At 72.8% G+C, this 19783-nt stretch carries 18 protein-coding genes and 1 pseudogene; 5 read left to right on the top strand and 14 right to left on the bottom strand.

From position 1 onward, the window contains the following. Positions 1 to 40: 40 nt before the first annotated feature. The 9 genes from QFZ71_RS09875 to QFZ71_RS09915 all read right to left on the bottom strand — a co-directional run bounded on the left by QFZ71_RS09875 (position 41) and on the right by QFZ71_RS09915 (position 9538). Entirely contained in the window at positions 41 to 1096 is a 1056-nt protein-coding gene (locus tag QFZ71_RS09875; protein ID WP_307667886.1) for a 2-aminoethylphosphonate ABC transporter substrate-binding protein, read from the bottom strand. A 59-nt stretch (positions 1097 to 1155) separates the two neighbouring features. Continuing rightward, positions 1156 to 1953: an ABC transporter permease gene (locus QFZ71_RS09880; RefSeq protein ID WP_307667887.1), complete on the bottom strand. Its 798-nt coding sequence runs from the start codon at positions 1951 to 1953 to the stop codon at positions 1156 to 1158. Continuing rightward, positions 1940 to 2794: a 2-aminoethylphosphonate ABC transporter permease subunit gene (locus QFZ71_RS09885; protein ID WP_307671395.1), complete on the bottom strand. Its 855-nt coding sequence runs from the start codon at positions 2792 to 2794 to the stop codon at positions 1940 to 1942. The genes QFZ71_RS09880 and QFZ71_RS09885 overlap by 14 nt, the downstream gene beginning before the upstream one ends. 47 nt (positions 2795 to 2841) lie before the next feature. Further along, the gene (locus tag QFZ71_RS09890) at positions 2842 to 3963 is read right to left on the bottom strand and encodes an ABC transporter ATP-binding protein (protein ID WP_307667888.1); all 1122 of its coding nucleotides are present in this window, start codon (positions 3961 to 3963) and stop codon (positions 2842 to 2844) included. Further along, positions 3960 to 4673 (bottom strand): phosphonatase-like hydrolase, encoded by a 714-nt coding sequence (locus QFZ71_RS09895; RefSeq protein WP_307667889.1) that lies wholly within the window; start codon positions 4671 to 4673, stop codon positions 3960 to 3962. Before QFZ71_RS09895 ends, QFZ71_RS09890 begins: the two co-directional genes overlap by 4 nt. Before the next feature lie 5 nt (positions 4674 to 4678). Beyond that, on the bottom strand, positions 4679 to 5803 hold the full coding sequence (locus QFZ71_RS09900) for a TIGR03364 family FAD-dependent oxidoreductase (RefSeq protein ID WP_307667890.1): 1125 nt from the start codon (positions 5801 to 5803) through the stop codon (positions 4679 to 4681). A gap of 152 nt (positions 5804 to 5955) precedes the next feature. After that, on the bottom strand, positions 5956 to 6726 hold the full coding sequence (locus QFZ71_RS09905) for a GntR family transcriptional regulator (protein WP_307667891.1): 771 nt from the start codon (positions 6724 to 6726) through the stop codon (positions 5956 to 5958). 96 nt (positions 6727 to 6822) lie between these two features. Beyond that, positions 6823 to 8103 carry a peptidase gene (locus tag QFZ71_RS09910; RefSeq protein ID WP_307667892.1) on the bottom strand — a complete coding sequence of 427 codons (1281 nt, stop codon included), beginning with the start codon at positions 8101 to 8103 and terminating at the stop codon, positions 6823 to 6825. A gap of 310 nt (positions 8104 to 8413) precedes the next feature. Then, positions 8414 to 9538, bottom strand: a complete 1125-nt coding sequence (locus tag QFZ71_RS09915; RefSeq protein ID WP_307667893.1) for an ROK family protein — start codon at positions 9536 to 9538, stop codon at positions 8414 to 8416. Positions 9539 to 9765: 227 nt separating this feature from the next. On the opposite strand from QFZ71_RS09915, the gene QFZ71_RS09920 reads away from it, so the two are divergent. After that, on the top strand, positions 9766 to 10893 hold the full coding sequence (locus QFZ71_RS09920; RefSeq protein ID WP_307667894.1) for a Gfo/Idh/MocA family oxidoreductase: 1128 nt from the start codon (positions 9766 to 9768) through the stop codon (positions 10891 to 10893). Next, the gene (locus QFZ71_RS09925) at positions 10893 to 11384 is read left to right on the top strand and encodes a heme-degrading domain-containing protein (protein WP_307667895.1); all 492 of its coding nucleotides are present in this window, start codon (positions 10893 to 10895) and stop codon (positions 11382 to 11384) included. Before QFZ71_RS09920 ends, QFZ71_RS09925 begins: the two co-directional genes overlap by 1 nt. A 270-nt stretch (positions 11385 to 11654) precedes the next feature. Here the strand turns inward: QFZ71_RS09925 and QFZ71_RS09930 are convergent. The 3 genes and pseudogenes from QFZ71_RS09930 to QFZ71_RS09940 all read right to left on the bottom strand — a co-directional run bounded on the left by QFZ71_RS09930 (position 11655) and on the right by QFZ71_RS09940 (position 14009). Beyond that, positions 11655 to 12516 (bottom strand): annotated as a pseudogene (locus tag QFZ71_RS09930) (fumarylacetoacetate hydrolase family protein). A 184-nt stretch (positions 12517 to 12700) separates the two neighbouring features. Continuing rightward, positions 12701 to 13471 (bottom strand): YidC/Oxa1 family membrane protein insertase, encoded by a 771-nt coding sequence (locus QFZ71_RS09935; protein WP_307667896.1) that lies wholly within the window; start codon positions 13469 to 13471, stop codon positions 12701 to 12703. 205 nt (positions 13472 to 13676) lie between these two features. Continuing rightward, on the bottom strand, positions 13677 to 14009 hold the full coding sequence (locus QFZ71_RS09940; RefSeq protein WP_307667897.1) for a DUF6412 domain-containing protein: 333 nt from the start codon (positions 14007 to 14009) through the stop codon (positions 13677 to 13679). Between the two features lie 451 nt (positions 14010 to 14460). Here QFZ71_RS09940 and QFZ71_RS09945 point away from each other — a divergent pair, with 451 nt between their 5' ends. After that, the gene (locus QFZ71_RS09945) at positions 14461 to 15465 is read left to right on the top strand and encodes an SEC-C domain-containing protein (RefSeq protein ID WP_307667898.1); all 1005 of its coding nucleotides are present in this window, start codon (positions 14461 to 14463) and stop codon (positions 15463 to 15465) included. A 121-nt stretch (positions 15466 to 15586) separates the two neighbouring features. After that, positions 15587 to 16015, top strand: coding sequence for a very short patch repair endonuclease (locus QFZ71_RS09950; protein ID WP_307667899.1), 429 nt, complete (start codon positions 15587 to 15589; stop codon positions 16013 to 16015). A gap of 155 nt (positions 16016 to 16170) precedes the next feature. On the opposite strand, the gene QFZ71_RS09955 is transcribed toward QFZ71_RS09950, so the two are convergent. Beyond that, positions 16171 to 16983: an alpha-ketoglutarate-dependent dioxygenase AlkB gene (locus QFZ71_RS09955; protein WP_307667900.1), complete on the bottom strand. Its 813-nt coding sequence runs from the start codon at positions 16981 to 16983 to the stop codon at positions 16171 to 16173. Continuing rightward, the gene (locus QFZ71_RS09960; protein ID WP_307667901.1) at positions 16967 to 18268 is read right to left on the bottom strand and encodes a hypothetical protein; all 1302 of its coding nucleotides are present in this window, start codon (positions 18266 to 18268) and stop codon (positions 16967 to 16969) included. Before QFZ71_RS09960 ends, QFZ71_RS09955 begins: the two co-directional genes overlap by 17 nt. A gap of 311 nt (positions 18269 to 18579) precedes the next feature. On the opposite strand from QFZ71_RS09960, the gene QFZ71_RS09965 reads away from it, so the two are divergent. Continuing rightward, a complete protein-coding gene (locus QFZ71_RS09965) occupies positions 18580 to 19566 on the top strand; it encodes an endonuclease/exonuclease/phosphatase family protein (protein WP_307667902.1) in 987 nt (328 codons plus the stop codon). Positions 19567 to 19783: the final 217 nt, after the last annotated feature.

Below are 19783 nucleotides of genomic sequence, written 5' to 3' on the forward strand. Positions count from 1 at the left end.
TCCAGACCTTGGCAGCGATCCGTGGCGGAGAGGTGACCGGTCAGCTTCCGGTGGCCGACTTCCAGGCGTCGATGTACGTGTCGAGGTGGGCGCCGATGTCCGACCAGTCGGGCTCGAAGATCTCCACACCCTCCATCAGTCCGGCCAGTTCGACGGCGTTGGCGTCGGTGGCCTTGATGTCCTTGCGCGCGGCGAACCCGCCGCCGACCGCGCTGACGTCGCGCTGGGCCTGCTCGGAGAGCATGAAGTCGAGCAGCTTCTTGCCGTTCTCGCTGTGCGGGGCCTTGGCGACGAGTCCCGCCGCGTAGGGGAGAGCGAAGCTGGTGGGCTTCCCGTCGCCCTTGGCGGGGAACCAGATGCCGAGGTGGGGCATGTCCTTGGACTGGGCGAAGTTCATCTGGACGTCTCCGTTGGCGACGAGGAGTTCACCCTTGTCGACCTTGGGGGCGAGCTTCCCGGTGGAGGCGGACGGGCCGACGTTGTTGGCCTGGAGCTTCTTCAGGTAGGCCATGGCCGGCTCCTGCCCGCCGAAGTCGTGCATGGCCTTGATGAGGACGGCGGTCCCGTCGCCCGCGACGCCGGGGGTGGAGTACTGGATCTTCTCCTTGTACGCGGGGTCGAGCAGCTCCTCCCAGGTGCGGGGCGGGGCCTTCAGCTCCTTCGTGTTGTGGATGAAGCCGAAGTAGTTGTTGACGACGGAGGTCCACGTGCCGTCGGCCGCGCGGCCGGCGCCGTCGACCAGGTCGGCGCCCTCGGGCTCGTACGCGGTCAACAGGCCCTTCTTGTCGGCCTGCTGGATGAAGGGCGGGAGCGTGACGAGGACGTCGGCCCGGGTGTTGGACTTCTCGCGGGCGGCGCGCTGGACCATCTCGCCGGAGCCGCCCTCGACGTACTTCACCGTGATGCCGGTCTTCTTCTCGAAGTCCTCGAAGACCTTGTCGTACCAGCCGTCGCCGTTCTCGCCCTTGAGGCCGTCGGCGCTGTAGACGGTGACGGACTTCTCGTCGGACGCGGCGGAGGAGCCGCCGCAGGCGGTGAGGGTCAGGGCCGCGCAGGCAGCCAGGGGCAGGGCGAGGGTGCGGGCGGGGATGCGCATGGAGTTCTCCTGAGGACGGGAGTGCGGAGAGGCGGGGGTCAGCGATCGGCTGACGGGGGTCAGCGGTAGGAGGCGCGGGTCCGGACGCGCGAGACGGCGGCGAGGACCAGGAGCGTCGTCGTCATCAGGACCACGGCGAGGGCGGCGCCGGTGAAGAGGGAACCCCGGTCGGTGGCGGCGAAGATGTGCACCGGCAGCGGGGTCCAGTCCGGCGGGTAGAGCATCATCGTGGCGCTCAACTCCCCCATGGACAGGGCGAAGCAGAGCCCGGCGGCCGAGGTGAGCGAGGGCAGCAGCAGCGGCAGCCTCACCCGCCACAGCACCCGCGCGGGACTCGCGCCGAGACCGGCGGCGGCCTGTTCGTACGCCGGGTCGAGGCGGCGCACGGCGGCGGAGACCGACTGGTAGGCGAACGCGGTGACCAGGACGGTGTGGGCGAGGATCACGATCCACCGTGTCCCGTTGAGCAGGACGGGCGGCCGGCTGTAGGCGACCAGCACCGCGAGGCCGACGACCACCGAGGGGACGGCGACCGGCAGGATGAACAGCGCGTCCAGGAGCCGCTTGCCGCGCGTGCGGAGGGAAGCGGCGGCGAGGGCGGCCCAGCCGCCGAGGGTGAGGGCGAGCACGCTCGCGGAGACGGCCGTGACCAGGCTGGTGGTCAGCGCCTGGAGCGAATCGCCGTTCGTCGCGGCGGCGTAGCGCTCGACGGTGGGGCCGGAGGGAAAGGCCCCGGACCAGTTCGTGGCGAGGGACGCGGCGAGGATGACGAACAGGGGCACCGCGAACAGCGGGACGAAGAGGAGCAGGAAGGCGGCCCGGACGGCCCACTTCCCGGCCCGGCTATGCACCAGCACGACGACTCACCACCCGGTAGAGGCCGTAGAGCCCTACGGAGATCCCGATGTTGACGACGGCGACCACGCAGGCGGCGGCATAGTCCGACTCCAGGATCGCCTTGCTGTGGACGAGCATCGGCAGCGTCGTGACGCCCTTAGCCCCGGTGAACAGGACGATCCCGAACTCGTTGAGGCACATCACCAGCACGAGGCTGCCGCCCGCCGCGAGGGCCGGAAGCGCCTCGGGCAGGATCACCCGCCGGATGACCCTGCCGGGTCCGGCGCCCAGCGAGGAGGCCACTTCGAGCTGCGCGGTCTCCAGTTGGGAGAACGCGGCGAGCAGGGGGCGCATCACGAACGGCGTGAAGTAGGTGATCTCGGCGAGCAGCACGCCCCAGGGCGTGGTCAGGAAGTGGAAGGGCCCCTCGGCCGCCCCGGTGGCTCCGGTCCAGAGCCCGTTGGCCATCCCGACCGAGCCGTAGATGAACAGCAGGGCGAGCGTGATGAGGAAGGACGGGAAGGAGAGGAACACGTCGACGAACCGGGCGACCGCCTTCCCGCCGGGGAACGGAACGAACGCGATGACCAGCGCGAGGGCGAATCCGAGAACGAGGCAGCCCGCGGTCGAGCCGAGGGCCAGCCATACGGTGGTGGTGAGCGCGTCGCGGAAGGCGGCCGAGGCGAAGACCTCGGCGTACGGGTCGAGGGAGACACCGCCCTCGTCCGGCGTGAACGACTGCTGGACGACGAGGGCCAGCGGGTGGAGGAACGCGAGCGCGAGCACGGCGACGGGCGGCAGCGCCCAGACCCAGGTGGGGACGGACCGGGACCGGGCGGGGGCGGCGGCACCGGTGGGCAGAGGGCCGGTGGTGTCGGTACGGGTGGGGAGAGGGCCGGTGGTGGCGGTCACGGGGTGACACCCCCCGTGCCTTCCGCCCCTGCCGGGAGCAGCACCGCGTCCTCGGCCGCGAAGTGGAAGGTGACGGGGGCGCCGAGCGCCGGAGGGTCGCGCAGTTCGCGGAGGTCGGCCATGAGGGGATGGCCGTCGGCATCGGCGTGGACGCGGTGGGTGGAACCGCGCCACTGGACCTCGGTGACGGTGCCGGTGAGCGCGTTGGGACCGGCGCCGAGGCCGACCAGATGGGGCCGGACGCAGAGCGTGGCGGTCGCGCCGGGGGCGGCGGTGCCGGTGGGTACGGCCAGGGCGTGGTCACCGAGCCGGACGGTCGCTTCGCCGGTCACGGTGACCGGGAACAGGTTGGCGTTGCCGACGAACGAGGCGGTGAACTCCGTACGGGGCCGGCGGTACAGCTCCCGGGGGGTGCCGCAGTCCTGGAGCCGGGCCCGGTCCATGACGGCGATCCGGTCGGCCAGGGTCAGCGCCTCCACCTGGTCGTGGGTGACGTACAGGATGGACACGTCCGGCAACTCGCGGTGCAGCCTCGCCAGTTCGGTGAGCATCCCGGAGCGGAGCCGGGCGTCGAGCGCGGAGAGCGGCTCGTCCAGGAGCAGCACACCGGGGCGGATGGCGAGCGCGCGGGCGATGGCGACGCGCTGCTGCTGGCCGCCGGAGAGTTCCCGCGGGTGGCGGTCGGCGTACGCGGCCATGCCGACGAGTTCCAGGGCCTCGGTGACCCGGCCGGGGATCTCGGCCTTCGGGGTGCGGTGGGCCTTGAGCCCGAAGGCCACGTTGTCCTTGACCTTGAGGTGCGGGAAGAGCGCGTAGCTCTGGACGACCATGCCGATGCCGCGCCGGTGCGGAGGCAGGGCGGTGACGTCCCGGCCGCCGAGGAGGACCCGCCCGGAGGCGGGCCGGACGAATCCCGCGACGGCGCGCAGGGCGGTGGTCTTGCCCGAGCCGGAGGGCCCGAGGAGGGCCATCACCTCGCCGGGTTCGACGGTGAGGTCGAGCCGGTCGAGGACGACGTTCCCCCCGTAGGCGACGGTGACACCGTCGAAGCGGATGCCGCCGGGGGCGGGGGCGGGGGTCCCGTCGGCGGTGGCGGGGGCCTTGATCGCGCGGGTCATGCCTCGGCCCGCGCGATGAGGTCGGGCAGCTCGGCGACGGACCCGAGGACGTGGGTCGCGCCGTGCCGGGCCAGCTGGTCCCGGGCGTGGGCGCCGGTGAGGACCCCGGCGACGATCCCGGCACCGGAGCGTACGCCGCTGAGCATGTCGTACGAGGTGTCGCCGGCGACCGCGATCCGCCGGACGTCGTCCACGGCGGTGGTGCGCAGGAAGGCCGCCAGCACCATGTCCGGGTAGGGCCGCCCCCGGCCGCCCGCGTCGGCGGGGCAGAGGGTGAGCGGGACGAGGTCCTGCCAGCCGAGTGCGGCGAGGATGGCGTCCTGGGTGGCGCGGGCGAAGCCGGTGGTCAGGACGACGGTTCGGCCTTCTGCCGTGAGCCGTTCGACGGCCTCGCGGGCGCCGGGGAGCGGCGCGACACGGCCGCCGTCGACCAGTTCCCCGTACGCCTCCTCGAAGGCGGAGTTGGCGTACCGGGCCCGGTCCTCGTCCCCGAACAGGTGCCGGAACACGGAGATCTTGGACTCTCCCATGGTGGCTCGTACGTAGGCGAGTTGGCGCTCGTGCTCGTCCGAGCCGGGCTGCACGCCGAGGTGCCGGGCGGCGGCCGAGAACGCCTGCTCGACGAGGCCGCCGTCGGCGACGGTGGTCCCGGCCATGTCGAGGACGACGAGGCCGAAGGGGTGCGCGGTCGTGGGTGTCGCGGAAGTCATGTGGTTCACCAGCCCAGTTGGTCGGCGGTCGTTTCGGCGATGGCGGGCGAGCAGGTCATTCCGCGCCCGCCGGGCCCGGTGACGAGCCAGACCCCGTCGCGTACCTGCTGCCGGTGGACGACGCGCGAGGTGTCGGCGCACTGGGCGTAGACACCCGCCCAGCGGTGGCGGATGCGCGGCAGCGGGCGGCCGAGGAAGGCTTCGACGACTCCGGTGAGGTGCTCGTAGGGCTCCTCGACGGTGTCGAAGGCGAAGGGATGCTCGTACTCGTGGGTGTCCCCGATGGTCAGCCCGCCGTCCTGCCGCTGCACCATGAGGAGTTGCATGCGGTGTTCGGCGGCCACGGCGTCCTGCGGCTGGCCGGCGTCGAGCGCGTCGAGCGCCTCGCTGCGGTACGCGGGGTAGTAGCGGAAGCTGTCGGCGTCGGCGACCGAGGTGGTGAGGGGCTCGCCGAGCGGGTCGGTCTGCATCATCTGGAGGCGGACGCGGCGGACAGGGAGGTCGGGTCCGGCGAGTTCGCGCACCAGCCCGCCGAGCCAGGCCCCGGTGGCGAGGATCACGGCGTCGCCGGTGTGGACGTCGCCGTGGTCGTCGCGCACCGAGGCGGCACCGAGGACCTCACGCACCTCACGACCGCCGAGGAAGGTGTACCTCCCGGAGGCCAGCAGCTCCTGCTTGAGGGCGAGTTGGGCGGTCCGGGGCTCCACCGCCGCGTCCCGCTCGCACCACAGGGCCGCGGTGAACGCGCCCCGCAGGGCCGGGTTGACCGCCCGCGCCTCGTCGGCGGTCAGCAGCCGGTAGCCGCGCGCCGCCGCGTCGGGCCGGGCGACGGCCGCCTCGGCGACCGCGACCTCGTACGCGGTACGCAGCGGGGTCAGCGAACCGCACGGCCGGAAGCCGAGTCCGGGCACCCGCTCCCCGATGCCCTCCCACAGCTCACGGGCGCGCAGGGCCGTGTCCAGCTCCTCGCCGCCGGCCCGGCCGCTGACCCATATCTGTCCGAAATTGCGGAGCGATGCCCCGCGCGCCTCGCTCTCACGCTCGATCTGTACGACCTCGTGGCCGCGGCTGACTGCGTGCCAGGCGTGCATGGTTCCCACCACGCCGGCTCCTACGACGATGACTCTCACGGCGGCCACGCTCCTCGGGGCCGGTGTCCCGGACGCGTCCGGTCACCGACGGGACGGTGAACGACCCCGCACATTTGGACCAGACCCGTTACGCTTCCGTGACCTTTGGGGTGGCCGCACGAGCCGGGCGACCGGAGGAGGGTGCGGCCCGTTCAGCGCTGCGCGTCGCCCCGCAGATGGGCGGAGAAGGAGAAGCGGTCGCCCCGGAACAGGCTCCGCACGCGCTCCAGCGGCCGGCCGTCCGCGTCTCGGGAGAGCCGGTGGATGAGGAGCATCGGCAGCGCGGGCGGGGTGCCGATGAGCAGGGCTTCGCGGGGGGTCGCCAGCACGGTCTCGATCCGCTCGTCCGCGTCGCCGAAGGCGATCCGGAGCCGGTCGTGGAGGTAGGCGTAGAAGGAGGAGTCCGGGTCGAACTCCGTGTCCAGGTCCGGGACGCGGGCGACGCCGACGTACGTGCTCTCCAGCCCGACGCGCTCGTCGTCGGCGAGCAGCACGCGCTCCAGGTGCCAGACCGGCTCGCCCCGTTCGACCGCGATCTCGGCGGCCAGCGCCTCGGGGCAGGGGAAGCGGTCGAGGCCGATGAGGTGGCGGCCGGGCCGCCGGCCCTGGCGGCGGACGCCCTCGGTGTAGCTGGCGAGCGAGAGCGGCTGCTCCAGCTTCGGCCCGGCGACGACGGTGCCGCGCCCCTGACGGCGCAGCCGCCCTTCGAGGAGGAGTTCGCGCAGGGCCTGGCGGACGGTCTCGCGCGAGACCTCGTGCCGGAGGGCCAGTTCCCGCTCGGTGGGCAGGAGCCCGCCCTCCCCCAACTCGTCCAGCAGCACCGCGATACGGGCCTTGACCGCGTAGTACTTCGGGATACGGCCGTGCTCGGGGATGCCGGAGCGGATCGGTGCGCCAGGTGTCTGGTCGTTCGGGTAGTCCACCGCCCGATCGTGGCAGACGCGGGTGAACGGACCGGTACGGGACGGCGCGCCGGGGGTACGTCGCCGGGCGGTTTCCAGGGGGCCTCGGGCGGCCGGTCAGCTGACGGCCCGGCGGGCCCGGCGGGCGTGCAGCACCAGGCCGGCCCCACCGAGCAGGAGCGCCCCGGCGACGGCCCCGGTCCAGGCCGCCGACGCGGGTCCGGTCCGGGCGAGTTCGGGGAGCGGGCGGCCGGAGCCGTCACGGGGCGGGTGGCCGGGGTGCTCGTCCGCGCCGTCGCCACCGCTCGGGTCCCGGCCTTCCCGGCCGCTCGGGTCCCGGCCGCCGGCTTCGATGCCGGTCGACGGACGGGAGCTGGGGTCGGGGTCGGGGGACGGGACCTGGCCGGTACCGGGGTCCGTTCCGGGGTTGTCGGGATCACCGGGCCGTTCCGTAGGGGTGTCGGCACCAGGACCGCTGCGCTCCGGGTCGGGACGGCCGGGACGCTGCGGCGAGGGACTTTCCGGCCGGCTGCTCTGTCGCGGCGGGGTATCCGGCCGGGCCGGGCGTTCCGTGCGGGGGGCTTCCGGTTCCCGGATGCCGCCGGTGACACCGTCCGCGATGACGAAGGGGTACTCCCCCGACTCCCCCACCCAGTCACCGTCCTCACGCCCGCCCCCCTTGGCCTTGTTCTGGTGGCGGCGCTGGACGACGGCGGCGTGGGCGGTGACCGGGCCGGGGGCGGTGTCCGAGGTGAAGGCCATGCGGACGCGTACGGAGACGGTCTTTCCGGCGGGAACGGTGAACCCGAAGAACGGCTCGCCGGAGCCGCCGTCCCCCTCCTCGCTGTCCCCCTCCCCCTGCGGCGCATCGTCGCCGCCGAAGACGCCGATCTGCTCGTCGTGGTCGGTGCTCTCCCAGGTGACCCGGTGTGTGGCCCCGGCGCGGCCCGGCTCGGCGAACTCCACCCGGATCTGTTCCGACGTCAGCCGTCGGTCGCGGTCGGTGAGGACGAGGACCGGGTGCAGGGCCCGGCAGGTCGCGGCGGTGGTGTTGGTGAGGTCGAGGAACCACGTCCCGTGACCGCCACCGGAGGCGTACCGGTCCGGGGCGTCCTGGATGCGGGCCTCGATGGGGAACTCCTCGGCGTCCGGGTTCCCGCAACCGGGCTGCTCGTCGGCGGCCACGGCGGACACGCCGGCCTCTGCGGTTCCAGCGGCTCCGGCGGCCCCGGCGGCCCCGGCGGCCCCGGCCGATGAGGGCGCGGGCGCGGGCCTGCTCGGCAGAGCGGCGGCCTGCGGGCCGCCCAGGAGTGCGGCGGGCACCGTGATCCCGGCGGCCAGCCCGAGGGCGGCGACCGCACGGGCGTCACGCAGGCGTGCGGAGGGGGGAGGGGGCATCGGGGGGTCACCCTTCACTGCTCTCGCGGATCACTGCTCTCGCGGACGGCCGGGGCGGGGCCCCGGCGGTGCCCTCCGAGGCCATCACGCGCGCGCGAACCCAGAGAGTCGACATGCCGACACGATTCATACGATCACCCGACCGCACCCCGGCGTGGCCCGGTGGCGTCCTGGCCGACCTCACACCCTCCGGCCAGGGACCGTCGGAGGGGCATCACGACGGCCGGGGACCGCCGGAGGCGTCACGACGGCCGGGGACCGCCCCCGCCCGTCACACCGGCCACCGACTCGGCGGGACCGACCCCACCCGTCACGCCGGCTCCCCCATCCGCCCGAAGACCGGGGCGAGCACCAGTTGGGCCGCGCCCTCCGCGACCGGCCGGTCGCCACCCCGCGCGACCGTGACCGTCACCCCCGCGCCCGCCCCGCCCCGAGCGGCCCGCTCCTCGATCACGGCGCGGACGCCCCGTACGTACGCGTCCTCGTCGGCGGCCACCGTCCGGCCGCCGAGGACCACCCGGTCGATGTCGAGCAGGCCCACCAGGTTCGCCGCGCCCGTGCCCAGGACGCGGGCGGCCTCGGCCCGGTCGCCGCGCGCCTCGGCGGCCAGGCACAGCGCCTCGACGCAGCCGCGTCCGCCGCAGCCGCAGAGCGGGCCGTCGAGCTGGAGGGTCTGGTGGCCGAACTCCCCCGCCCCCGTCCGCGCCCCCCGGTGCACCTGGCCGCCGAGCACCAGGCCGGCGCCGAGCCCCGTACCGAGGTGGAGGTAGGCGAAGTCACCGCCGCCCGCGTGCTCCGGCGCCAGGGCCAGAGCGAGCGCGGCCGCGTTCGTGTCCTTGTCCAGGACGACCGGGAGGCCGGTGCGCTCGGCGAGGGCGGCGCGCAGCGGGTAGCCGTCCCACCGCGGGAAACCGGTGACCCGGCGCAGGACGCCGTCCCGGTGGTCCAGCGGGCCGGGTACGGCGACGCCCACGCCCAGCACCGGCCGGTACGGTTCGGCCGCGCACAGGTCGCGTACCGCGTCGGCCGCACCGGCGAGGACCCGGTCCGCCGGGGCGCCGAGGTCCAGCGGTGCGCGGGTGACCGCGACCGGCCGGCCCGCCAGGTCGACCAGGACGGCGGTGAGCCCGTCGCGGTCCAGGTGCAGGCCGATGGCGAACTGCGCGTCGGGGACCAGCCGCAGAACGGTGCGCGGCTTGCCGCCGGTGGAAGGGCGCAGACCCGCGCCGACGGCCAGCCCGTCCTCCCGCAGCCGTGCGGTGATCTTGCTGACGGCCTGCGGGGTGAGGCCGGTGCCCTCGGCGAGCTCCAGCCGGCTGATGCCCTCCGACCCGGCCGCCCGCAGCAGGTCCAGGACCAGCGCGGCGTTGTAATGGCGCAGGGCCGGCAGGTTCACCCCGGCCTGGGGCCTCGCCCTCGTCCGGCTGCCGTTCACGCCCCGCTCCTGTTCACGACCACGATCCGTCTCCGTTAACGACCCGCTCCTGCTCACGACGACGATCCGCTCCCGTCCACGACCCGCTCCGGTTCACGACGACGATCCGTTCCCGTCCACGACCACGCCCGGCCCCGCTCATGCCCCGGACCCGGCCCCGGTCCGGGGCACGAGCCCATTGTGCCGGTCGCTTGCACTTCAGCAACAGCGTTGCTTAAGTGGAACGCATGACCTCCACCGCCTCCGACGCCCCCGGCACCCCGCTCCGCGTCGCGCTCGTCGGGTACGGCCTGGCCGGCTCCGTCTTCCACGCACCGCTGATCTCCGCCACCGGGGGTCTGGCCCTCGACACGGTCGTGACGTCGAACGAGGAGCGCAGGGCGGAGGCCCGCGCCGCGTACCCGGACGTGCGGTTCGCCGCCTCGCCGGACGAGCTGTGGGAGCGCGCCGACGAGCTGGACCTCGTCATCATCGCCACCCCCAACAAGACGCACGTCCCGCTGGCGACGGCCGCGCTGAAGGCCGGGCTGCCGGTGGTCGTGGACAAGCCGGTCGCCGGGACGGCGGCCGAGGCGCGCGAGCTGGCGGGCCTCGCGGAGGAGCGCGGGCTGCTGCTGTCGGTCTTCCAGAACCGCCGCTGGGACAACGACTTCCGCACCCTGGCCGGGCTGATCGACGGCGGCGGGCTGGGCGAGGTGCAGCGTTTCGAGTCCCGCTTCGAGCGCTGGCGTCCGCAGCCGAAGGGAGGCTGGCGCGAGTCGGGCGATCCGGAGGAGATCGGCGGGCTGCTGTACGACCTGGGCAGCCATGTCGTCGACCAGGCGCTGGTGCTGTTCGGCCCGGCGGTGCGCGTGTACGCGGAGTCCGACGTACGGCGTCCCGGCGCGGCGGCGGACGACGACACGTTCATCGCGGTCACCCATGCGAACGGGGTCCGCTCGCACCTGTACGTCAGCGCCACCACGGCACAGCTCGGCCCGCGCTTCCGGGTGCTGGGCTCCAAGGCGGGCTACGTGAAGTACGGCCTGGACCCGCAGGAGGCGGCCCTGCGCGAGGGGCTGCGCCCGGCGGCCGGCGAGCCGTGGGGTGAGGAGGGCGAGGAGCTGTGGGGCCGCCTCGGCTCCGGCGAGTCCCCGCTGTCGGGCGGCGGGTCCCCGGTCCGTACGCTGCCGGGCGACTACCCCGCGTACTACGCCGCCGTCGCCTCCGCCGTACGCGGCACCGGCGACAACCCGGTCACCGCCCACCAGGCCGCCGCCGCACTGGACGTCCTGGAGGCCGCCCGCCGCTCGGCCCGCGAGGGCGTCACCGTCACCCTGTCCGGGGCCCCCGCCGGCGAGGAGCGCACCGCCTGATGACCACCGCCTCCCCCACCATCGCCGAGCTGATCGCCCAGGAGCGGCGGCTCGCCCTCCCCCACTTCTCGTACGACGACGCGTTCGCGCTCGGCAGTCTGCTGGTCCGGCTGGCGCGCGAGCGGCACGCCCCCGTCGCGATCGACATCCGGCGCGGCGCGCAGCAGCTGTTCCACGCGGCGCTGCCCGGTTCCAGCGCGGACAACGACGCGTGGATCGACCGCAAGCGCAGGGTCGTCGAGCGGTACGGCGAGAGCTCGTACCTGGTGGGCACCCGCTTCCGGGCGAAGGGCACGACCTTCGAGGAGTCTTCCCGGCTGGACCCGGACACGTACGCGGCGCACGGCGGTTCGTTCCCGATCGCGGTGGAGGGGGCGGGCGTGATCGGCACGGTCACCGTCTCCGGGCTGCCGCAGGCCGAGGACCACGCGCTGGTGGTCGAGGCGCTGGAGCAGTTCGCGGCGGCGAGGGAAACGGACGCGCGGGCCTGACGGACGTACGGGCCTGACAAGCGTGCGGGAGGGGCGGACGTACGGGAGGGCGGACGTACGGGAGGGGCGGAGGTACGGGGTCTCACGGCCGAACGGGGCGGGCGTACGGGCCTCACGGCCGAACGGGGCGGGCGGGCACGAGGAGGCCGCCGGGACACCCCGTACGAGGACACGTACGCGGAGGTGAGGCCGGGGGCGGGGTGCCACGGGCGCGACACCCCGCCCCTCTCCGCCGTCCGGCCTCCCGGCCGCCCGTCGTCCGCAGCGGGGCTACGCCGCCTTCAGCTCCTGCCGCTGGCGGCCGAGCCCTTCCACCTCCAGCTCCACCACATCGCCCCGCCCTCAGGTACGGCTTCGGCTCGGGCTGTCCCATCGCCACCCCGGCGGGCGTACCGGTGTTGATCACGTCGCCCGGATAGAGCGTCATGAAGTGGCTGAGGTAGCGGACGACCTCACCGACCGGGAAGATCTGCTCGGCCGTGGTGCCGTGCTGCCTCAACTCGCCGTTGACCCAGAGGCGCAGCGGCAGGGCCTGCGGGTCGGGCACCTCGTCGGCGGTGACCAGCCAGGGGCCCAGCGGGTTGAACGTCTCGCAGTTCTTGCCCTTGTCCCAGGTGCCGCCGCGCTCGATCTGGTACTCGCGCTCGGAGACGTCGTGGGCCGTCGCGTACCCGGCGATGTGCGCGAGCCCCTGCTCCGCCGTCTCCAGGTAGCGGGCGGTGCGCCCGATCACGACGGCGAGCTCGACCTCCCAGTCCGTCTTACGGCTGCCGCGCGGCACGAGCACCGTGTCCTCGGGCCCGACGACGGTGTCGGGGGCCTTGAAGAAGAGGATCGGCTCCGCCGGGATCTCCGCGCCCGCCTCGGCGGCGTGGTCGTGGTAGTTCAGCCCGATGCACACGATCTTGCCGATACGCGCCAGGGGCGGGCCGATCCGCAGGCCCGTGGCGTCCAGGGCGGGCAGGACGCCGGGCGTCGCGGCGGCGGCCCGTACCCGGGCGAGCGCGGAGGCGTCGGCGAGCAGGTCGCCGTCGATGTCGGGAACGATCCCCGACAGATCACGCAGTGTCCCGTCGCGGTCGAGAAGTGCGGGGCGCTCGGCGCCCGCCGTGCCGACTCGAAGCAGCTTCAACGGTCCAACTCCTCTGGGTCGAGGTGACGCCCTGCGACGGTGTGCGGCCGGCGCGGGACGTGGCCGATCGTCCAAGAGAAGCGATCGGTCCGCAAGACCTCGTTCACCCACTGGAACCGCCCGGCAAAGCGCCGGACTCGCCCCCGCCCGTACGGTGAACGCGCCGGGCGCCCCGGCATACCGCCTACGCGGCGGTCGTCGCCGTCCCGCCGGCGACCGGCATGTCCCGGTACAGCCAGGCCCGCTCGACCGCGGTCCAGGTCGTGGTGGTGACGACGTACAGGGCGGCGGCCAGCGGGACGACGGCCACGGTGATCAGGGTGAAGAACGGCAGCAGCGGCATCAACGTCGTCATCGCGCCCATGCCGGGCACCGGCTGCCCGTCCGGACCGGTGGCGGGCGTCATCGGGTTGGCGGCCATCTGCCGCTTGGTACGTCCGTAGCTGAACGTGGCGACGAGGGCGACGATCACGAAGATCCCCAGGTGGACCAGCCCCTGGCCGCCGAACATCCCGCCGTGCGCGAGGGCGTCGGACCAGCGTCCGCCGAGCGGTGCGCCGAGCAGGTCGTGGCTGAGCAGCGCGTTGGGCTCGCCTCCGATCGAGCCGCTGGAGAACAGGTGGTAGAGGAGGAAGAAGGCGGGCATCTGGAGCAGGCTCGGCAGGCAGCCGGAGAGCGGCGACACCTTCTCGGTGGCGTGCAGCTCCATGATCGCCTTCTGCATCCGCTCGAGGTTCTTGCCGTGCTTCCTGCGGAGTTCGGCGATCTGCGGCTGGAGCCGGCTGCGGGCCTTCTGGCCCCGCGCGGCGGCCCGCGACAGGGGGTGGACGGCGAGCCGGACGAGCGCGGTGAACAGGATGATCGCGGCGGCGGTGGACGCGGTCCGGAAGAACGGGTGGAGCAGATCGGCGAGGGAGCCGACCAGGCTCGCGAAAGCGGACATGAACGCGGACATGGGTGAGCCCTCCGGGGGTCTCGTCGTGCCGGGAGGTGCCTGCGCACGGGCAGGTACGGGGTGGTCACTCGGCAGGACGGCCGCGCGGGTGCGCACACGACCCGGGTACGGGAGCGACACTCGCGCCAGGTACGGGAGTGACACGCGCGTACGACGGGAGCGGTACGGGGCTTCCCGTGAAGGTCGCGGAGGGGTTCGAGGTTCCCTACGCGGCGGCCGTCAGAAGGCCGCGTCCAGGTGCGCGGGGCCTGGTGCGGCCGCGGGCGTCGGGATCGCGTTGCGGAAGGAACGCGGTACGCCGCTCCCGGTCCCTGATGGCCGTACGGACCCGTGTGCGGGGCACCGGGGGCGCGCAGCGGGCGCTGATGACAGCGCAGGCGAGCAGCGCGGAGCCGGCGGCCGCGGTGGCGGCGAGCGCGACGGCGGCGGAGAGGCTGCCGCCCCCGGCGAGCAGGATCTCGGTGAGGAGGAGGACGAGGAGCCCGGCGGGCCGGAGCAGCCGGGCGAAGGTACGGCGCAGGGAGACGGCGTCCCGCATGGTGTGCGGCACCTCCCCTTGCTCGTAGGACTTCGGAGAACCCTCGCGGGTCTCCGCAGACTTCGCAGGACTTCCCAGGACTTCTTCGTACGGCCCTGAGGGCTTCCTCGTACGACTCACGCGTGCCGAACATCGATGCGCAGGGCACTCACTTCGTTATACACGATGATCGGACGCCCCCGGATCGGCCGGGAGGAGGACCTCGTCCGCCCCCTCCTCGCCCCCGTACCGTCGCCGGCAGCCGGGCGTCCGAACGGGCACGAGGAACACACTGCCCGGCGAGCAGGACAAGGGCGAGCGGGGATCACCGCAGGGGCCTCCCGGGGAGCGCCGCAAGGGGCCGCTGGGAAGTACCGCAGGCGTAGACCCCCCAACTCTCCAAAACGTCTCCCCCTTCTCCTTCCCGGACCTCTTCTCCCCGCCGTCACCGTCCGGCAGTACCGTGTGGTTCATGCGCCCCGACACGCCTGCCGACCACACCACCGAAGCCGAGCGTCTGCTCCGCACCGCGGCGCAGTACCCCGAGGACCACGAACCGCTGGTTCTCCAGGCCGCGGCCCACCTGGAACTCGCGGGCGACCGCGCCCGCGCGAGCACGCTCTACGACGACCTGCTCGGGGCCCCCGAGGCCGGCCTCGCGCAGCCGCACCTGATCAAGGCCCTGAAAGCGGCGAACCTCTGGGAGTACGGCCACGAGGCCGAGGCACGGGCGATCATCGACGGGATCCGCGCGGCGGGCCCGCTGGACGCCGCGCCCTGGCAGGTCGCCGCGGAGACCCTGGAAGCGCACGACGAGCTGGAAGCGGCGCACGACTTCTTCTCGACCGCGCTGACGCTGCTGCTGGCGCCGGGCGAGGAGGTCCCGTACGCCACGCAGTCCCTCCTGACCGGCCGCCACCGGGTGCGCAGGCTGATGGGCCTGGACCACGACGCCTGGGACGAGTTGGCCGGTGTGCTGCACACGGCCCCGGTGCCGCTGGACGAACTGCACGACCCGAAGCGCCTGTGGTCGCTGGGCTCCTCGGACCCGGTCGAGCTGAAGGCCGAGATCACCCGCCTCCGCGCGGAGCTGGGCACCTACCGCACGGCGCTGTCCCGCCCGTTCCCGGTGGCCGTCCTGCACTGGCCGGTGAACGAACTACGCGAACTGCTCACGGCGTACCCGGAGTTGACCGATGAGTACGTGGACCACGCCACCCACCTGAACCGCCTGGAGGCCGCACTCCGCGACCTCCACGCGGCGGGCACCCCGAACCTGGGCATCGTGACGGGCACGGTCCCCTCGTACGAGGCGTTCGCCGCCTCGGAAGCCACGTCCCCGGCCACCCCCGGCCTCCTCCCCCAGTACGCCACCACCCTCGCAGCCCGAGGCCGCGCCACCCCGTGGCCGCCCTCGCGCACGGCGGCGTGCTGGTGCGGGTCGGGGGAGGCTTACGGAAGGTGCCACGGGGGCTGAGCCTTCCGCGGGGCGGCCCGGCCGGATCCACGTACCGACGCGGCGCGGAATCCTGGCCGGGCCGCCCCGCGGCTCCTCGACCGACGATGACACCGAGACAGCTCGTAGGACACTGGAAGTAATGAGCAGGGCCAAGCCTTCATCTCCGAGCGTGTCCGCCCGCATGAGCCGCCAGGCCAGGCGTGACACCGCACCCGAAGTCGCGGTGCGCAAGCTCCTGCACGCGGCCGGTTACCGGTTCCGTGTCAACGCTCGCGTACCGGACATGCCTCGGCGGACCATGGACATCGCCTTCACGCGGGCCAAGGTCGCCGTGATGATCGACGGCTGCTTCTGGCACGGCTGCCCCGAGCACGCCACGCAACCGAAGGCGAACGCCCAGTGGTGGCGGGAGAAACTGGACCGAAACATGGCCAGGGACCGGGAGACGACCGAGCATCTGGCCGCTGCAGGGTGGACCGTACTGCGATTCTGGGAGCATGAAGCGGCGGAGGCAGCCGCGAGCGAAGTCGCGGCCACTCTGGAATCGATCACGGGAAACCGCGTCTGATCCACCCGGCCGCAACCACACTTCGACGTGAACCGGATCGGCCAGTCACTACTGTGGACGACCGGAGATCACCAACAGCAACCGGCGCGCTGCAGGCCTCTCTCTTCGCCGGAGCACTTCGAGACCTCGTGACCCGCACGGGGTCTGGGAACCAGTCAGCTCCCTGCGTCGCCGCCACGAACGGCACCCACGCAGACCGGCCGCATCAGGTCGCTCTCGCTGATCGTGTACGTCAGGGGCGTGGGGTAGGCGAAGTCCGGTTCCCTGTTCTCGCGGCGGCGCAGGTGGTAGAACTCCTGCCGCTGGTCGTCGGTCGCCGGCAGGAGTTGCTCGCCCTGCGGGAGGAAGACGTGGCCGTCTTCGGTGTACCGGACCAGGGTTTTCGACGTGCGGAACGTTACGCCGAGCCATGCGTTGTCCGGCGTTCCGGCGGACTTGTCCAGGATGATGCGGTGTCTGAGCCGCCGGTTCGTGGCGACGGAGAACACGACGGCGCTGTTGTGCGCGAGAGGCAGCTCGTATCTCTGGTCGTCCGGGCCCTTCGTCTCGAAGATCAGCTTTCTCGGGGGGCCCGCCTCGGGGTCGCGGTAGCACGAGAAGACCGCGATGAAGGACCCGTCCGCGAGGTCGAGTGCCTGGTCGGAGTGGGCGCCCATGGTCGTGTACGCGTTCGTGTAGGTCTCGATGAGAGCGTTGTCGAAGCCCGTCGGGAGCCCCGCGCGTTCCTGGATCCGCAGTGCCAGGCGATCGTGCACCGGACGGAAGCGCTGCGCCGGGGTGGAGTAGCGGCTGGTCGTACGGACGAGGGGGGCGCGGCCGGCCTCGTCGGTCCTGGTCAGCACCCCTCCCCGGCGGCCTTTCCCCACGTCCTCCCAGTGGGCCGACGCCGCCAGTTCCGGGAAGGGATTCTCCTCGGTCGGCAGGGTGCAGGAAAGGATCTCCTCCCCTATGTCAAAGGGCGGGAGCAACGTAGTCTCCCGTGTTCATGCTGAAGAGGAACGCGTCTCCGTAGTCGATGAAGGAGGTCGTCCTGTTCTCCTCGGTGTACAGCCGGCGCAGTTCGTCCATGCCGCCCTGTGTGGGTGGGCCCAGTTTCACCAGGTCTCCGCCCTTCTTGAGGAACGTGTGGCCGTCCTTGTGGACCGCTTCGGCGGACGAACAGCGCACCACGTACCCCAGGCGGGTCGGGAGCAGTTCGGCGTTCAGTGCGGAGGGGCGGATCTCGTGCGTGTACAGGCGGTTGGTGGACAGCGGCATGAAGAACACCGAGCCCGGGTGGAGCGTGATGCCGAACTGCGGGGGCAGGGGGACCCCGGCGAGTTCCGCGGCCGGGTCCTTGAGGCGGAAGTGGAGTCTGGTCAGTGCGCTGACGCCCTTCACCCCGTAGTCGAAGGCGTCCCCGGCCAGTGGTCGCAGTGCGTCGAGGCCGTCGTAGAAGGTGCAGAAGGCCATGATGCCGTTGACGGGCATGTCCTTCGTCTTGTCCGCGTGGGACGAGATCCTGGCCTTCGCCTGCTTGCGCTCGGCCGTGGCGGAGGTGTTGTGGTAGATCTGGGCGAGCACGTGATTCAGCGGCGCCTGGTCACGGAATACGGTGGCGGCCTCGCGGTTCAGCTCATCGACGATGTGCGTATCGGTCGGGCGGAAGTTCTCGGTCGGTCCCGAGAGATTCGTGGAGCACCGGAGCAGACGGAAGTGCCGTTCTTCGCCGTCCTGCGTCACAGGCGTCAGATAGATTCCGCTGCGATGAGCCACACCGGTTTTGGTGGACTCCGTCAGCGACTGGAAGGCGTGCTCCCCGCTGATACGGCCGAAGTGGTCGCCGCCGCGATCGAAATAGCGCGGGTAGTACACGCCGACGCCGTGTACGCGCAGCGGAACCCGGCCGAGACCGACGACCGTCCAGGGTTCGCCCACGCTCCCGTCCACGTCTTCGGCGTAACCGTGCGAGAGTTCCTCGATGACGAAGACGCGGTCGGCCGAGCCCAGTCGGCTCCCCTCGATCGTGGAAATGTCGCCGCACAGATAGACGGACATCCGCGTGAGGTCGGTCGAACCGGAAGCGAATTCTTCCGGTGTGACGACGGAACCGAAGAAGTCCTTGACGGAGGCGTCGTCGCGCAGCGTCGAGGGCGCCACCAGGAGGTTGTTCGCCCCGTCGATACAGGCCTCGTCGATACGGATCCCGTCGATACGAACCTGGCTGATACGGCCTTCGCCGATGCAGGCCTCGTCCGGCTCCGGCGAGTACATCGGGCTGTACCTGCCCTTCGCAGAATTCGGCGGATCTGTCGCAACCGCCCGCACGGAAACGGTCCGCGCCTCTTCTTCTTTCCCATGCTGCCGAGAAGGAAAGGGGCGGACCACGGGAGCCCGATGCTCTCACGGGGCTCGACGGCGAGCAACGCCGTTCCCCGTCACCGGTGTTGCGGGCGCAGCGTGCGTTCCGGACGCGGCAGCGGTCTCGTGCGCGGCTCCTCCCCTCGCTCCGCACCACCGCGCCGCCTCGGAACCTGATCACCTTTCCCGGTCGTCCTGTGGAGGGACCCGACGGAGAGGAAGACATGGCGGAACGGGCAGACCCCGGTGCGGTGGTGGCGGCGCGGCCGTCGCCTCCAGGTGTGCGTGGCGACCGGCGCGGGTGGGTGGTCGCCGGGGCGGCGGTGGTGGTGGCGGGGTTGCTGGCGTTCCACCGGGCGGTGCCCAACACGCCGGGGCGGGTCGGGAGTCTGCTGGAGTCCTTCCTGCCGTGGCTCGGGGTGGTCGTCGTCCTGGTGCCGGTGGCCGCCCTGGTGCGGCGGTCCGCCGTCGCGCTGGTGGCGGCGCTGCTGCCCGTGGCGGCCTGGGTGCACCTCTTCGGCGGGTTGCTGCTGCCCGGACCTGCCGACGCCGGGCGGGAGTTGAGGGTCGTCCAGCACAACGTCAGCGATGAGAACCGTGATCCGGCCGGGACCGCCCGGACGCTGATCGAGGCCGACGCCGACCTCATCGCGCTGGAGGAGCTGGTGAAACCCCAACTGCCCGTGTACGAGCAGGCGCTGGCGAAGGGGTACCCGCACCACATCGTCCGGGGCACGGTCGGCCTCTGGTCCAAGTACCCGATCAGCGGCGGGAGGCTCGTGGACATCAAGCCGCCGAGCTTCGCAGCCGGGTGGAGCCGTGGCGTGCGCGCCGTGGTGCACGCGCCGCACGGGGACGTCGCCGCGTACGTGGCCCATCTGCCCTCCGTCCGCATCGGGGCGGGTGGGCTCGCGTCCGAACGGCGCGACGAGAGCGCCCGGCTCCTGGGGCGCGCTCTCGCAGGCGAGCGGACCGACGCCGTGATCCTTCTCGGGGATCTCAACGGGGCTGTGGAGGACCGGGGGTTGGCCCCGCTCACCTCGCGGCTGAACGCCGCGGAGCGCGGCTTCGCCCTCAGCTTCCCGGCCGCGTTCCCGGTGGCCCGCATCGACCAGGTCATGGCCCGCTCCGCGACCGTCCGCCACATCCGGACGCTGCCCGCCACCGGCAGCGACCACCTCCCCGTCATCGCCCGCGTCGGCCTGGAGTGAGGACCGCGTACGACGTGGAGCGCGGGCATCTGGTGGGCCCTCGCCTCGTACGGGGCCGCCTATGACCCTCGTACGGGACCGGCTACGGGGCGCCGGCGACGGGCGTGCCTCGCACGGGCCGGGCACGAGGTATCGCGTACGGGTGCTGCCTACCGATGCCGGTCAGCGGCACGTCGGCCGAATCACCCCACACCGACCGCCCCTCTCCACACGCTTT

It is taken from the genome of Streptomyces sp. V2I9, from assembly GCF_030817475.1.
GTDB lineage: Bacteria > Actinomycetota > Actinomycetes > Streptomycetales > Streptomycetaceae > Streptomyces.

Bases quoted from the DNA above. Each gene is read 5' to 3' on its own strand.
- QFZ71_RS09945 (WP_307667898.1), top strand. From the start codon at position 14,461: ATGCGCCCCGACACGCCTGCCGACCACACCACCGAAGCCGAGCGTCTG.
- QFZ71_RS09895 (WP_307667889.1), bottom strand. From the start codon at position 4,673: ATGACTTCCGCGACACCCACGACCGCGCACCCCTTCGGCCTCGTCGTC.
- QFZ71_RS09910 (WP_307667892.1), bottom strand. From the start codon at position 8,103: ATGCCCCCTCCCCCCTCCGCACGCCTGCGTGACGCCCGTGCGGTCGCC.
- QFZ71_RS09925 (WP_307667895.1), top strand. From the start codon at position 10,893: ATGACCACCGCCTCCCCCACCATCGCCGAGCTGATCGCCCAGGAGCGG.
- QFZ71_RS09875 (WP_307667886.1), bottom strand. From the start codon at position 1,096: ATGCGCATCCCCGCCCGCACCCTCGCCCTGCCCCTGGCTGCCTGCGCG.
- QFZ71_RS09960 (WP_307667901.1), bottom strand. From the start codon at position 18,268: ATGTACTCGCCGGAGCCGGACGAGGCCTGCATCGGCGAAGGCCGTATC.
- QFZ71_RS09965 (WP_307667902.1), top strand. From the start codon at position 18,580: ATGGCGGAACGGGCAGACCCCGGTGCGGTGGTGGCGGCGCGGCCGTCG.
- QFZ71_RS09920 (WP_307667894.1), top strand. From the start codon at position 9,766: ATGACCTCCACCGCCTCCGACGCCCCCGGCACCCCGCTCCGCGTCGCG.
- QFZ71_RS09935 (WP_307667896.1), bottom strand. From the start codon at position 13,471: ATGTCCGCGTTCATGTCCGCTTTCGCGAGCCTGGTCGGCTCCCTCGCC.
- QFZ71_RS09950 (WP_307667899.1), top strand. From the start codon at position 15,587: ATGAGCAGGGCCAAGCCTTCATCTCCGAGCGTGTCCGCCCGCATGAGC.
- QFZ71_RS09890 (WP_307667888.1), bottom strand. From the start codon at position 3,963: ATGACCCGCGCGATCAAGGCCCCCGCCACCGCCGACGGGACCCCCGCC.
- QFZ71_RS09940 (WP_307667897.1), bottom strand. From the start codon at position 14,009: ATGCGGGACGCCGTCTCCCTGCGCCGTACCTTCGCCCGGCTGCTCCGG.